12 protein-coding genes and 1 pseudogene are annotated in these 14,147 nt (G+C 35.4%); 3 read left to right on the top strand and 10 right to left on the bottom strand.

The window, feature by feature from the left end; all coding sequences use genetic code 11:
• The first annotated feature begins 262 nt into the window (after positions 1-262).
• Positions 263-1,207, top strand: a complete 945-nt coding sequence (trxB, locus tag EKL99_RS04185; RefSeq protein WP_126456237.1) for a thioredoxin-disulfide reductase — start codon at positions 263-265, stop codon at positions 1,205-1,207.
• Positions 1,208-1,322: 115 nt separating this feature from the next.
• Here the strand turns inward: trxB and EKL99_RS04180 are convergent, their stop codons facing one another.
• The 5 genes from EKL99_RS04180 to EKL99_RS04160 form a co-directional block, all read right to left on the bottom strand.
• The gene (locus EKL99_RS04180) at positions 1,323-2,156 is read right to left on the bottom strand and encodes a GIN domain-containing protein (protein ID WP_126555406.1); all 834 of its coding nucleotides are present in this window, start codon (positions 2,154-2,156) and stop codon (positions 1,323-1,325) included.
• Between the two features lie 86 nt (positions 2,157-2,242).
• Positions 2,243-2,983: a head GIN domain-containing protein gene (locus tag EKL99_RS04175; RefSeq protein ID WP_126456241.1), complete on the bottom strand. Its 741-nt coding sequence runs from the start codon at positions 2,981-2,983 to the stop codon at positions 2,243-2,245.
• A 2-nt stretch (positions 2,984-2,985) separates the two neighbouring features.
• Positions 2,986-4,719 (bottom strand): PspC domain-containing protein, encoded by a 1,734-nt coding sequence (locus EKL99_RS04170; RefSeq protein ID WP_126562983.1) that lies wholly within the window; start codon positions 4,717-4,719, stop codon positions 2,986-2,988.
• Between the two features lie 2 nt (positions 4,720-4,721).
• Positions 4,722-5,054, bottom strand: coding sequence for a PadR family transcriptional regulator (locus EKL99_RS04165; protein ID WP_126456245.1), 333 nt, complete (start codon positions 5,052-5,054; stop codon positions 4,722-4,724).
• A gap of 271 nt (positions 5,055-5,325) precedes the next feature.
• Positions 5,326-5,781, bottom strand: a complete 456-nt coding sequence (locus tag EKL99_RS04160) for a DUF4870 domain-containing protein (RefSeq protein ID WP_126456247.1) — start codon at positions 5,779-5,781, stop codon at positions 5,326-5,328.
• 234 nt (positions 5,782-6,015) lie between these two features.
• Between EKL99_RS04160 and EKL99_RS04155 the strand changes: the two genes are divergently transcribed.
• A complete protein-coding gene (locus EKL99_RS04155) occupies positions 6,016-6,468 on the top strand; it encodes a DUF4442 domain-containing protein (RefSeq protein WP_126461413.1) in 453 nt (150 codons plus the stop codon).
• 281 nt (positions 6,469-6,749) lie between these two features.
• On the opposite strand, the gene EKL99_RS04150 is transcribed toward EKL99_RS04155, so the two are convergent.
• From EKL99_RS04150 to EKL99_RS04130, 5 genes and pseudogenes are all read right to left on the bottom strand, one after another.
• Positions 6,750-7,310 (bottom strand): DUF6642 family protein, encoded by a 561-nt coding sequence (locus tag EKL99_RS04150; RefSeq protein ID WP_126461601.1) that lies wholly within the window; start codon positions 7,308-7,310, stop codon positions 6,750-6,752.
• A 386-nt stretch (positions 7,311-7,696) separates the two neighbouring features.
• Positions 7,697-9,232, bottom strand: a complete 1,536-nt coding sequence (locus EKL99_RS04145; protein WP_126555397.1) for a M20/M25/M40 family metallo-hydrolase — start codon at positions 9,230-9,232, stop codon at positions 7,697-7,699.
• Between the two features lie 367 nt (positions 9,233-9,599).
• The gene (locus EKL99_RS14620; protein WP_231507379.1) at positions 9,600-9,818 is read right to left on the bottom strand and encodes a GDCCVxC domain-containing (seleno)protein; all 219 of its coding nucleotides are present in this window, start codon (positions 9,816-9,818) and stop codon (positions 9,600-9,602) included.
• A 51-nt stretch (positions 9,819-9,869) separates the two neighbouring features.
• Positions 9,870-10,214: pseudogene (locus EKL99_RS14615) on the bottom strand (MerC domain-containing protein); the annotation flags it as partial.
• Between the two features lie 1,401 nt (positions 10,215-11,615).
• A complete protein-coding gene (locus EKL99_RS04130) occupies positions 11,616-11,960 on the bottom strand; it encodes a hypothetical protein (protein WP_126555390.1) in 345 nt (114 codons plus the stop codon).
• Positions 11,961-12,609: 649 nt separating this feature from the next.
• On the opposite strand from EKL99_RS04130, the gene EKL99_RS04125 reads away from it, so the two are divergent.
• Positions 12,610-14,016: an APC family permease gene (locus tag EKL99_RS04125; protein ID WP_126456055.1), complete on the top strand. Its 1,407-nt coding sequence runs from the start codon at positions 12,610-12,612 to the stop codon at positions 14,014-14,016.
• Positions 14,017-14,147: the final 131 nt, after the last annotated feature.

Here is a 14,147-nt window from a genome sequence, read left to right as displayed (position 1 = left end):
ACAGAGTAAAATAAAAAAAAGAGGAGCGAAAAGATACTTGGTAGATGTAGGTTTCTTTAAATAAATAGTTAGTGGCTCGGATATAGCGTCCCGCAATGGCGGGAAGACCGCAGGTTCGAATCCTGCCACCCCGACAAAAATCCATTCTGTCTCAACAGAATGGATTTTTTTATTAAAGCATAACAAAAACTGATACTTCCAGTTCTTTATTCCAGCAATAATATCTTATTTTTGCACTGTTAAATCCAAAAAAAACATCACTATGTCTGATACAATCGAAAAAATTAAATGTCTTATTATAGGTTCTGGTCCAGCAGGGTATACTGCCGCTATTTATGCTGCTAGAGCAAATATGAATCCTATTTTATACCAAGGAATGCAACCGGGTGGCCAACTAACGACTACTAACGAAGTAGAAAATTGGCCTGGTAATCCTGAAGGGATAACGGGTCCGGAGATGATGGTAGGATTGCAAGCACAAGCGCAACGTTTTGGTACGGATGTACGTGATGGTTGGGCTACAAAAGTAGATTTTTCAGGAGATATTCATAAAGTTTGGATCAATGATACAATAGAATTGCATTGCGAAACAGTAATTATTTCTACCGGGGCAACCGCTAAATATTTAGGCATGCCATCTGAACAACACTATTTAAAGATGGGTGGCGGAGTTTCGGCATGTGCCGTCTGTGATGGATTTTTCTATAGAAATCAAGAAGTAGTAATCGTGGGTGCAGGAGATTCAGCTTGCGAGGAAGCACACTATTTATCTAAACTTTGTAAAAAAGTAACCATGTTGGTGCGAAGCGAAAAATTCAGAGCATCGAAAATCATGGAAGAGCGCGTTCGCAAAACAGAGAATATCACCATATTGATGAATCATGATACTGTTGAAGTGTTAGGAGATGAGCAGGTTGTTACCGGAGTAAAAGCTTTAAATAAAACAACTAATGAAGTTTTTGATATTCCTGCCACTGGTTTCTTCGTAGCTATTGGTCACAAACCAAATACAGATATCTTCAAAGATTTCATTTCATTAGATGAAACGGGTTATATTATCAACACTCCCGGAACTTCAAAAACGAATGTGGAAGGCGTTTTTGTGGCAGGTGATGCCGCGGATCATGTGTATCGTCAAGCAATAACTGCAGCCGGAACAGGTTGTATGGCCGCTCTTGATGCCGAAAGATATTTGGCCGCTAAATAATCATAGTTAGGAAAGTTAATATTGAAAAAGTCCCATTTGCCTTAGCAAGTGGGACTTTTTGTATAACATCAATCCGGTTTTTCTCCCTCTCTTTTGGAGAGGGTTGGGGAGAGGATTATTTCAATTTTTTCGCCAATTGAGCTTCATCAGTAAATTTCCGTATTTCTATTGTTGGGCTACCCAGAAGTTGAATTTCAGATTTGCCAGCGGCATCAATAATTACCGCCGTCTCCACAAATAAACTGCAGTTGGAATAACTTTCAGTTATTATGTCCGCATTTTTTGTATTGAATTTATTTCCGGTGAATGAGGCATTGTTATCCAGTCGAATCCGCATATTTGTGGCATTTCCTTCTAGGGTTGCAGCTGATTTTTGGTACAAATCTACCTTCAAATCAATTGTGGTAACTAAGGCTTTAAGTGTTGCATTTTTGCTTAATTCGACAGTACTGTTTTCAGATTTTAAATTGAGTTCTATTTTTGATTTGTCATCTGCCTGAAGTAAGAAATCCGTTGCGTTGACATTCACGAATAATTTGGAGGCATCATAGGCTTTTAGTGTAATGGTGTTTAACAAAAGCTCCTGTATCGCATTGACGGTCGATTCATCTTTGGCGGTAATGAGGTTTAATTCATTGGTATAGGTCACTCTTACAATCATTTTTTTATAGTTAACAGCTGATTTTGTTGTATAAATACGCAAGGTGTTGTCTTTTAAATCCAAAGAAATAATACCATGTAAGTTATCATCAGCCTCAATTTTTAGGGCTGTTTTTTCTCCTCTTTCCAGATGGACTTCTAGATTGTCTTCGACCAGCAGCGCTTCAAAATTGCCGACTTCTCTTTGCTCAACAGTCACTGTTTTTGATCCTTTTATTTTTTCTTTTTTCTGAGCAAATAGCAATGTAGTTGATACAAGCAGCAGGAGTATAACAGTATATTTTTTCATGGTCATTTAAATTAGTATCTACACAAATATAAAAAAATCATCCACTTGTGATGGATGATTTCTTTATATTTTAACAAAAGTATATCTTATTCTTGGCTGATGCTCCCGCCTGAACTGGTATTTTTCTGAATCGATTTTGGCTGTATGTCGTACGTGATGTTTCCTCCGCTGGATGCCTGAGCATTTAAGCTAACGATAGGATGAACGCTAATGGACGCACCGCTGGAAACATCGGCACTAACTTCATTTGCTAATAATTTATCAGCGTTGATTTCACTACCACTTGATGCAGTTGTTTTAATCTGTAGCGCTTTCCCATTAATCGTAATGGTACTTCCGCTACTGGTGTCACAAGTAATATTGTCAGATTCGATGCTTAAATCTATCGATGCTGCACTCGAAGTATTCAATCGGATGTTCTCCCCTTTCAGGGTGTTTTTGCTCGTGATAGTCGAGCCGCTTGTTGCTTCTAATTCATCAATAACAGGCATTTTTACTGTCACTTTTTTTGATTTCATGTTGATGAAAGAATTTTTATCACACGAAATAACAAGTGTTCCATTTTCTACTTTGGTAGTGATGTGTTTTTGTAAATTATCATCTGCTTGAACAATTATTTCAATTTTATCAGATTGTTCTATAACGACATCTATGGCATTGTTAACCTCTATGCTTTTGAAAGCACCTTCAACAAGCCGCTTTTCTGTGGTGATATTTCCGCTTCCTTCTATTGCATTGAAATTAATGGAGTGGTTGCACGAACCGAATAACAAGGCTGTTAAGGCAACCAGAATGAACTTTGTAATTAAGGTGATGATTTTCAACATGACTAATTCGTTTTAATGATGATCCCGTCTTTATTTATTTTCAATCCTTTATTGGTTTTGTTTGATTTTAGGGTGTCTTTCTCTACAGTAACGCCATTGTTATTTATGGTAACCGTAACATCCGTGCTATCGTCTCGAGCGGTGCTATATACATCATTATACTCGTTTTCATCAGCGGGACAATTTAAACATTTTATTTGAGAATTTTCTACTTTGTAAATGTAATTATCTGAACTGTAGTGTAAATTGAAAAATTCATCATCAGATCTGTCGTAATTTTGTACAGAGGCATCTGGTTTTAATAACGTTCCTTCAGGTACAAATACTGTTATTTCTATTTCTTGATCTCTGTATTTATTTTTTAAATCAGTAAGTAAATAGTTGTCTAAAATCAATTGATTGCCTATTATTTTATAACCGTATTTAATTTGTTCGGCTCTTCGTTTTGCCTCTGATAACGATTTTCCTCTTGCTTCTTTTTCAATCTGAATATAAGGCAGTTTCTCCTCTGTTTTTTCGATTTTAAAACTAACTTCATTCGAATAAATAATATCTGTTCCGGTAGAATCTTGTGTTACCATGAAATCATTACGGTCTTCCACATTTTTAGCAAAATAATCATTGTGTTTGAATTTAATTAAAAGGGTGTCATTTGGATTTAAATTAAGGGTTTCTTTCTTAACCACTCTCCCATCTACGGCAAATGCACTGGCCTGTTTTATTCCAATTGATATTGCTAATGCTACTGCAATTAGCCATAATGCAAACAGCGTATATTTTGCAATATTTCCAATAGACTTCATGTTTGGGGCCAATAGCTTGAACCCTAATAATGCTAAGAAGAAGAACGGGATTCCAACAGCAAAGAACATTAACAATCCAAAAGCCCATATTGGATAATCTGTAAAATTACCTGCTTCTATAAAACCTTGCCAAGGAAAATCAATAAAAATTCCGGAACCTAATGTGAAAATACCTATTAACAAAAAAAACAGTATTGTTATTCCTGTAATAATCAAAATTACACCTAAAAATTTGGCGAAAATTTTAAAAATAGTCATGATAAAGTCGCTAAAAGAACTTCCTATTTTCCCGACACCTGTTTTTATCTGGTTGCCATACTTGTCGTAATCCACATTTTTTATTTTATCAGAAACATTTTCAAATTCTTCTCTAACTTTTTTTTCAATGTTAGAAATGGTAACCGGTTCCCCGGTCATTTCCAGTTTTTCAGTGGTAGTAACCGCCTCCGGAGTTACAATCCAAAGAATGATGTAGGCGAGAATTCCAGTTCCAAATCCAGCAAAAACCAATAAGATAAGAACGATTCTGATCCACACGGCATCTACGCCAAAATAATGCCCTAATCCTGCGGCTACTCCGCCAATCATCCCTTTTTCTTTGTCGCGATATAGTTTTTTAGTTCGTCTGTTTGAGTGGTCACTAAAACTTTGAGAACCCTTCAAGTCATCTTCAATGATGTAATCTTCCGGTTGTCCCATTACGGCGATAACGGCATCTACATCTTTCAAACCAATAACGTATTTGTCTGTTTTTTGCTTGTCATTTAATAATTCCGAAACACGCATTTCAATATCCTTGATGATTTCATCATGTCCAGACGAATTGGATATAGAACGTTTTATAGCATCAAAATAGCGCGTCAATTTTTGGTATGCATCTTCATCGATGTGAAAGAACATTCCGCCTAGGTTTATATTTACAGTTTTGTTCATGACTATTGTTTTTGGTTGGTTATTAGGTTTACGGCATCGGACAATTCCGTCCAGGTACCATTCAATTCGTTTAAAAAAGTTTGTCCAATTTCGGTCAAGCCATAATATTTTCTTGGAGGTCCTGAAGTGGATTCTTCCCAACGGTAGTTGAGCAATCCATCGTTTTTTAATCGCGTCAGCAGTGGATAAATGGTTCCCTCCACGACTAATAATTTTGCGTTTTTTAATGTGTCCAATATTTCCGATGTGTAGGCTTCTTTTTCTTTTAAAACGGATAGGATGCAAAACTCGAGAACACCTTTACGCATCTGGGCTTTTGTGTTTTCAATGTTCATAATTTCTTTTTTTGATTTTAGTGTTGATTAAACGGTTCATTTTTTGATTGCCGTGCCAGTTCTCCTTTCTGGCTCGGGTGATGATTTGTCATTGCGAGGAACGAAGCAATCTCGTATTGCATGATTCTCTTTTTATTTTTTCGGAGCTTATTCCTGCTTTCCACTTTATCTTTACTTGCTTAAAGAAAGCAAGTAAAGGATGTCGTTTCAATCAGGGCTAGTTTGTTCGCTCTATGTATTACGTCTGTTCTCTTTTAATCTGACTGCTTCCTTATTTAAGGAACGGAATCGTTATTGGATATTTGTATTTTTCTCCGTTTGATGTTTTAATCGAGGCATAAATAATCAAGAAGAATTCAGCCACTTTCAAAAGTCCGAAAATCAGAACGCAAATTAATCCAACCGTTAATAGTGCAATGTTGTCTTCAAGGTTGAAATTCGAAAGTGTAATGTCGTTATGATGTATCAATGATTCGAAAGAAACATTTTTGAAAGCCGAAATAAGAAATGAAGGAATTGCAATCATAATCAGCACCAAAGAGTAGATCAATAAACTCAATTGAAAATTCAACACTTGTTTTCCGTGGTGATCCACAAATTCAGATTCCTCTTTCTTGGTTGTCCAAAGAATTATTGGAAAAATATAATTTCCAAAAGGAATGAAATACTGCGTTAAAGTACTTAAATGCGTAAATGTCGCGATGTTTTTTTCAGTTGTTGTTTCCATGATTAAAAGTATATAGTAACTTCTTATGCAAATATATATCTAAAAGATAGTATCTTGTTACGCATAGTACCAAAAATTAACACAACATTAACAAACAATTTTTATATGTACGCATAGTATTTTTTTGTAATTTAGCAAAAAACCTAGCGGTAATAAACGCGCCTAAATTCAAAATCCAAAGAATAATACAGAATGGCGACACTCTATTCCCATAAAAACAAACAGTAGCTACCTATGAAACTTACAGCCTCTAAACTTAATAAATTTTTGTTTTTCAAATTACCCTCGGCATTTATCTGTGGCGTACGCGTAAAAACCATAGACGAGAACCAATGTATAGTTTCTGTAAAACACCGTTGGATAAACCAAAATCCATTTAACTCGATGTATTTTGCCGTGCAAGCCATGGCTGCAGAGCTTGCCACGGGTGCTTTAGTAATGTTTCAAATTCAAAAAAGCGGCAAAAAAATCTCGATGCTTGTTGCGAATAACAAAGGAAATTTTACCAAGAAAGCTACTGGTAGAATCACTTTTACCTGTAATGACGGCCATTTAATAGAAAAGGCGATTCAAGAAACCATTGCTACAGGAGACGGACAAACGTTTTGGATGAAATCCATTGGAACCGATGAAAAAGGAATTCAAGTATCCGAAATGGATTTTGAATGGAGTGTGAGGGCCAAATAAATAAATCTTTTTTAAACACTTATTCACAATCGAATCTCTTTCGTGAAGTGACCATTAAGCAGAATTAGAATTTTTGGTTTAAATAGGTTACTTTTTTTGTGAAATTAGAGTACTGTTTTTTGGCTTTATCTAATAGTTCAAAACCCAGAATAAATTTGAACCCCGGAATGTGTATTTAGCTTTTGATCTGAATGAATTGAATACCCGTAGGCGTTTTAATGCGGGCGTTTATGAAATTAGATAGGTACCCCGCTTTTAATTGTATATCAGCGCTATCAAGATTAATAATACAATCTAAAATCGAGTAGCTGACAAAGGGCAAAGTGCTTTTCATGTAATTCGGTAACAATATCTACAACATTATCTTGCTCTTCAAATAAGCTAAAAAAAGCTTTGTCTATGGCACAGCTTGTTAATGTATTAGATGGTGCTCCATACCCGGAAACGGCACGTGCTCCGGTGATATCTAAAAAGTATTGTGCTTCTTCCGGACTTAAGTCCAATACCTTTGCATTTGCAAAATGTAAAATTTTTCCTTTCATTTTTCCTTCAAAAAGCTCTGCAATTTCCTCTAAACTATAGTAATAGTCATTGAGACAAATGGTATTTCTTTCGCCTGGCATCACTAAGTAGATTATTTCATAATTTTTAAAATTATGGTCGTCATAAAGCAATGCATTTAAGCTTTCTTCTAACCCCTCAATGGTATCACAGGTTTTGTAAATACTGGTTATACCTTGTTCAAAAGCCAATTGCTCTAAGTTTTTAATCACTTCAGTTGTGGTGGTAATTTCTGTATTAGGAACGGCTTCCAGGCAGAAAATAAAGGTATCAGAATCCATTAAATTCTGGGTGTTCGGATGGTTCATTAGTTACGAATTATTTATTGGTTCCAATAATAGTTAAAACGAGGTGCTTTAGTCTATTTTGTTTATAGCTTCTAAAAAATTTGTGATTGTTATTTGCTCAATGTTGTGGGCACAGTTTACAAAACTGCTTTCGATAGCGGATTTGCAATCCGTACCCGTAAATAATATCAAAATAATTCTAATAAAACCACTTCTAATTCACTCTCTAAACTGGCATAATTTCTTGCTGAATCATTCTCTTTTTGGGCTCGGATTGCAAATCCGCCCTATCGTTGTCCGAAAATTAAATATCCGAGTGATTAGGATTAAAAAGTATTCTCATTACATTATTTAAGTTAATGATAAGCTACCGTTTAGAGTTATTTTATCAGCATTAATGACCCCATAGTTTCTATACCATCAAACAAATTTTGAAGTCGAATGTTTTCATTTTCTGCATGCTGGTTGTTGTCATGGTTCGCTATTGGAACGGAAATGGTGTTTGTTTTTAGATATTTTTCAAATAAATATAACGGTAGACTTCCTCCCATAGTTGGTTGCAGTACAACTTGGTCTTTTGTTGTGGCTTCAACTGCAGAAATCACCTTTTTGACAATTGCTAAGTCCATGGAGGTGCGTTGCGCATTTATTCCATTTTTATCACGGATGACTTTTATAATTTTAGGGTACAAATTTCTTTCTTCATCTGTAGGTTCGTTGCTTGTGACGAAGTAGCCTTGTTTTATTATATGATCAATTACTTTTTGTTGTTGTCTTTCCCAGTCGTTCCCTAATACTAACCTCAGGTCTATAACAGCGGTAGCAGTAGTTGGAATTTGATTTGAGGCCATTTTGCCTACGTTACCACTTTGCATACCATTTATGTTTAAAGAGGGCAGGTTGATCGATTCGCTTAATGTTTTATCTCGCATTTCAGCACTATTTATACCAAGCTCAGTTTTCATCTGTTCGTCAACAGAAGGAACTGTCAATAATGCTTTATTCTCTGATAGTGTTAATGGTATTACATCATCATAAAACCCCTTTATCGTCACGCGACCATTGTTATCTTTCATTGATGCTAACAGCTGTGCTAGCATCATCGCTGGGTTTGGAGCCCAATTACCATAATGTCCGCTATGTAATGGCCTTTTTGAGGCATATACCGTAAAGTAAAGGTTTGTATCTCCTCTAACACCAAAATAAATTTGCTTTTTCCCAGACTGATGTACCGGTCCGTCGCATATTATCCATAAATCGGATTGTAAAAGGGCTTTGTTCTCTTGTAGGATTTCATCTAGGTGTGTTGAGCCCTTTTCCTCTTCTCCTTCAAAAAAGAATTTAAGATTGTAACTCGGTTTTAAGCCGCTTTTATTGATGGCGTCGTAAGCATTTATAATAGCATCAACTCCTGCTTTGTCATCGGAAGCACTTCTGGCATATATTCTCCATTCGTTATTGTATTTTCCATCTAAAGGGAAAGGAATGTTACTGCCGTTTTTATCAATAGCTGCCGTATATAACTTTGGGATAAAAGGACTCAGATTTTGATTCCATTGTTCAGGATTTACAGGTTGGCCGTCGTAATGGGCATAGAAAATCAAAGTTGTCTTTGCACCCGGTATAAGAACTTCACCGTAAACGGCTGGCGGAATATTTTTAGTTTTTCCATGTAATAACTGCACATTTTTGATACCTTTTCGATTCATCATTGACATGATGAAATCAGCATTTTTACGAAGGCTTAATGGCTCTGATGCTACGTTAGGGATACTTAAAAATTCTGAGAATTCAGTAATAATTTCGTTTGCGTTCTTTTGTGTGTATTTTTTTATTTTTAAACTTTCTACTGATTGTGCGTTAACTAGTTGTATAGTCAAAATCAAGAGTGGAATAATTAGATTAAGCTTTGTCATATAAAATAGGATTAGTTAAGTATTTAGAATATTAATTTTGCGGGCGGCTGCTACCAAATATATATAAATTTTTCCTGCTTTTGGGTCCCTATAACCAGGATAGGCGGATTTTTAATCCGTGCCCGTAAATAATATCATAATAATTCTAATAAAACAAATTTTAATTCACTCTCTAAACTAGTATAATTTCTTGCTGAATCATTCTCTTTATGGGCTCGGATTGCAAATCCGTCCGAAGGGTCTGGATTCTCCCGTAATAAGGGGATGGGATGGACTGTGTAAAACGAGTTTCATTGTTAGTGCCACGCCACGCCACATAACTCTAACTGTTGAAAGAAGGACTAATTTATTTCATTTATTCTCGTTTTTAGCAACATCTTGTTCCAACTTGAATTGGTGGACATTTCACACTTCCGTAACTACAATATACGCAACAATCTCCTTCTAATGGTCGCAATATTGTTTTACAATTTTTACACTCGTAGAAAAATTCACAAGCATTTGTCGGCATCATTTCGTCTTTTTTGTATCCACATTTCGGACATATGATTGTCGATTTCAATTCAACAGTTTTTCCTTCATATATTCCACAAGTTTTACAATTTACGTATATTTTATTTTGATAATAATTTCCAATTGTTGCGATAAAAAGTCCAAACATTCCTGCATAAATTAAATAAGTTGAATTTTCAGATTTACTCAAATAATATCCGGAAAATATAATTATTCCGCTCGAAATTGCAATTAATAATGGATAGAAGTATTTATGTTTTCTATACGAAATATATATTCCGATAATTGAAATCAAAACCATTATTTGAAAAATCCACATTGTCCAACCTCCGAATAATTCTAAACTTCCAAGCCCAAGTGCTGATGCTCCAAATGCAAAAAGAGGAAAACAACAAGGTGAGAAAATTGCAGTTAGAAAAAGTCCAAATGTTCCAAGTTTGTCAATATTATTTATAAGTTTAAATTTCATTTTTTTTATTTTCTTTTTTTGACTTTTCTTTCGGTTTCTCTTTCGCGCAAGTCTTAGTGCCAAGGTCAGTTGTTTTTCCGATGGGTCTGGATAAAAACCTCCAAGCGAACTGTATTTTTGTAGTCACTGAGTGAATATAAGTAAGTCGAAAGTTTAAAAGTCGTAAAGTCAAAAGAATTAACTTTAAGTAAAACAGCTTTAAATCAGATTTTTACATGATTTTATCCTGATTTTAAAATACGACATTATACCATAGTTATTACTTATGTGATTTAAACTACACTAAAAATTCTTTTTTTTAAAACGGACTGTTTATTCATGAAATAAAATAAGTCACACAAAGTATTAAAAAATAACGACCAGCCCATTCTATATTATTTCAACAAACATCTTATGTTGTTATAGCTTTATACTTTGTAGCGATTTTTTGTTATTTGCTTAATGTTGTGGGCACAGTTTACAAAACTGCGCTAACTATTGTGGCATATCAGCGCTATCGGGTTTCTTGCCAAATTATTAAACATGATAGCGCGGATTTTCAATTCGTGCCCGTAAATAATATCATAATAATTCTAATAAAAGAAATTCTAATTCACTCTCTAAACTAGTATAATTTCTTGCTGAATCATTCTCTTTGTAGGCTCGGATTGCAAATCCGCCCTATCGTTGTCCGAAAATTAAATATCCGAGGGATTAATATAATCGTTGTCCGAAAAAATCAGATGTCCGAGCGATCGGGTCCAATTTTCACGCTTTGTTCTAGTACTAAAGCGGGTTTGGGCTTAAATTGCTTATTTAAAATATTTTTAATTACAGAATAGGAATTCCTATCCAATGCATAATAAGCATTATTACAACAGTTATTCCAAAACTGCACAAAGTTAGAATACGCCAATAAACAGACCTTCCATTCCCAAATCTCCAAATTCGTTCACCAGTTTCTTCTCTTTGTGATTTCATAGTTAATTTCGACAATATATATGTTGAAATAATAATAATAAAAACAGCAATTAACCAAAACTTTATCATAATTTATATTTTTTAAAATGTCATTAAATTCTCTCGAATTTCTTAAAATTACCGCCAACTGCTTTGTAAACTTTCTGCGGAAACAACTGCTTATTTTCAAATCGAAATTACCTGCGTAATTTCGGCATAACTAGCCAGTAACGTTATGCCACTTTGAGATGGCTGGAAGTTCGTAACCTCTTAATTTTCGGCTTAACGAAAACTTGATGCGAAACGATAATTCCACTAAACTCCAGCTAGCTCAAAATGGTTGTTACTGGAGGCTTTTTTTTGTCGAAATAGCAATTAAACCTTAAACTTTTCAAGTTTCTGTTGTCAAACTCCAATTTTAGGCTTCTAATTTACGGTTAATATATTTTTTAAGGGCTATATTTATTTCAATAAATACGCTTCTAATATTTCAGTGTTATCAAAATGGGTTCTGTCAATATCATTATTATTTTTCAATATTCTATTTTCATAAAAAATGTTTTCAGGATATTCAACCAAGTTTTCTTTTAATCTAACGTTACATTTAGGACAATAATTTTCTTTATATGTCTCAATATTTTCAATTTGTACTGATTCAAGCTGTGCAACAAATATTTCTCCACACTTTCTGCAACAATAAGTTTTAAAACCATATCCATGACCAGAAGTAATTACTAATCCAGTAATATTATTTATTCCATCAATTGTAAATAATTCTTTCTTAAATCTAAATTTTCTTAATTCCATATATTTGTTCGTTTAGAACTTTTGCGCTTCTTTTTTTCAGGTTTCAACTTTTCAGGTTTCCGCTGTCAGATTCCAATTTTAGCACTTCTGTTTGTTTTTCAAGCTTCCGCTGTCAAATTCCAACTTTCAAGTTTCTGCTTTATAAATTTTCTGCGGAAACAAATGTTAATTTTCAAATTGTTTCTACCTGCGTAATTTCGGCACAAGTCTCCAGTAACTTGTATACACTCGCTATAAAATAGCGTCTATACACCCAAAATCAGGTAGATTGTCGCTATTGCTTGTCTTTTTTTATATTCTTTCAAATATATTAAAATTTTCTTACAGTTTTTATACAAAAAAACAAACGTTATAGTTAGTGCGGTTTGCGTGAGGGAGGGAAGCGGCATCCTTTATTTTCTTTCTTTAAGAAAATAAAGATACAGCGTACCGCCCGACCCAAAGTGGCGAGGAGGAACGACAAAGCTGCTGCAGGGTCACGCCCAAAGGAACAACTACACTCTTAACCACTCACCACTCACTTTTCACGATTCACTTTGTTGTCACTTTCTCCGTCCTTTTTATGAAATTTCCAAAAAAAGTATATCTTTAGCCAATTAAAAACCCAAAACCCAAAACCCAAAACCCAAAACCCAAAACCCAAAAAAACATGGAAGACCATAAACCAGACGATTTTAAAAGAGAATTAGGATTACTCGACGGAACCATGCTTGTGGTGGGTTCTATGATAGGTTCCGGGATATTTATTGTGAGCTCGGATATGGTGCGACAGCTGGGTTCTGCGGGTTGGTTGATTGCTATGTGGGTGCTTACAGGAACGATTACCGTGATTGCTGCCGTGAGTTATGGTGAGTTGAGCGCGATGTTTCCTAAAGCGGGCGGGCAATATGTGTACATCAAGGAAGCGTATGGGAAACTCGTGGGTTTTTTGTACGGTTGGAGTTTCTTTGCGGTGATACAAACCGGTACCATTGCTGCCGTGGGTGTGGCTTTTGCCAAATTTGCCGCCTATTTATACGCGCCTTTAAGTGATAAGAATATTTTATATGAGATAGGGGATTTTAAACTCAATGCGGCTCAGATTGTGTCTATTTTCACGATAATTTTGTTGAGTTACATCAACAGCCGTGGGGTAAAAAACTCTAAGATTTTACAGACGGTTCTGACGGTTATCAAAATTCTGTCGTTGGCAGGTTTGATTATTTTTGGTTTTATGGCTGCCAAAGCAGAAGTTTGGGACGCGAACTGGAACAATGTCTGGACGTCACAAGCCCTGAATGTGGAAACGGGTTCGTGGTTGCCTATTAGCGGAACGGCGTTGATATCAGGAATTTCGGCAGCACTAGTAGGTTCAATGTTCTCTAGTGTGGCTTGGGAAGGAGTAACTTTTATAGCTGGAGAAATAAAAAATCCAAAACGCAACGTGGGATTGAGTTTGTTTTTAGGAACCTTAATCGTGAGTGTGATTTATATTTTGGCTAACTTGATGTACTTGGCTGTTGTGCCTTTGTATGAAATTGCTACGGCCGAATCAGATCGTGTGGCTGTTGTGGCTTCGCAACGTATTTTTGGTTCGGTGGGAACATTAATAATTGCGGTGATGATTATGATTTCGACTTTTGCCTGTAACAACGGATTGATTATGGCGGGTGCCAGAGTGTATTATACGATGGCGCAAGATGGTGTTTTCTTCAAGAAAGCTGCTGAATTGAATCATGCCAGCGTTCCGGCTTGGTCTATCTGGGCGCAGTGTATCTGGGCTTCGGCGTTGTGTTTGACAGGAAAATATGGGGATTTATTGGATTTTGTGGTTATCATCGTTTTGATATTTTATATTCTGACTATTCTCGGAATATTTATTCTGCGCAAGAAAATGCCAGATGCCGAAAGACCGTATAAAGCTTTTGGATATCCATTTTTACCGGCACTGTATCTAATTATCGCGACAGCAATTTGTATCGCCTTGTTGTATACCAAAACCAGTACAAGCGGTTGGGGTGTTTTGATTATGCTGATTGGTATTCCGGTGTATTATTTGACAAAAGCTAAGGAATAGTATCTTTTTAGTGAAAAGCGAAAAGTGAATAGTAAGTGGTTTTTAGTGCATGGTAGGTGGAATGATATATTGATTTTTAAGTTTGACTATTTTAAAATCAGTGAAAATCTGCTTAATCCGCGTCATCTGCG

Origin of the sequence: Flavobacterium sp. ZB4P23 (genome assembly GCF_003970375.1) — a bacterium.
Lineage (GTDB): Bacteria > Bacteroidota > Bacteroidia > Flavobacteriales > Flavobacteriaceae > Flavobacterium.
This window is presented reverse-complemented; position numbering and strand designations above follow the sequence as displayed.

What these genes read in the sequence shown, in the direction of transcription:
- trxB (WP_126456237.1), top strand. Translation starts at nt 263, where the DNA reads ATGTCTGATACAATCGAAAAAATTAAATGTCTTATTATAGGTTCTGGT.
- EKL99_RS04180 (WP_126555406.1), bottom strand. Translation starts at nt 2,156, where the DNA reads ATGAAAAAATATACTGTTATACTCCTGCTGCTTGTATCAACTACATTG.
- EKL99_RS04175 (WP_126456241.1), bottom strand. Translation starts at nt 2,983, where the DNA reads ATGTTGAAAATCATCACCTTAATTACAAAGTTCATTCTGGTTGCCTTA.
- EKL99_RS04170 (WP_126562983.1), bottom strand. Translation starts at nt 4,719, where the DNA reads ATGAACAAAACTGTAAATATAAACCTAGGCGGAATGTTCTTTCACATC.
- EKL99_RS04165 (WP_126456245.1), bottom strand. Translation starts at nt 5,054, where the DNA reads ATGAACATTGAAAACACAAAAGCCCAGATGCGTAAAGGTGTTCTCGAG.
- EKL99_RS04160 (WP_126456247.1), bottom strand. Translation starts at nt 5,781, where the DNA reads ATGGAAACAACAACTGAAAAAAACATCGCGACATTTACGCATTTAAGT.
- EKL99_RS04155 (WP_126461413.1), top strand. Translation starts at nt 6,016, where the DNA reads ATGAAACTTACAGCCTCTAAACTTAATAAATTTTTGTTTTTCAAATTA.
- EKL99_RS04150 (WP_126461601.1), bottom strand. Translation starts at nt 7,310, where the DNA reads ATGGATTCTGATACCTTTATTTTCTGCCTGGAAGCCGTTCCTAATACA.
- EKL99_RS04145 (WP_126555397.1), bottom strand. Translation starts at nt 9,232, where the DNA reads ATGACAAAGCTTAATCTAATTATTCCACTCTTGATTTTGACTATACAA.
- EKL99_RS04130 (WP_126555390.1), bottom strand. Translation starts at nt 11,960, where the DNA reads ATGGAATTAAGAAAATTTAGATTTAAGAAAGAATTATTTACAATTGAT.
- EKL99_RS04125 (WP_126456055.1), top strand. Translation starts at nt 12,610, where the DNA reads ATGGAAGACCATAAACCAGACGATTTTAAAAGAGAATTAGGATTACTC.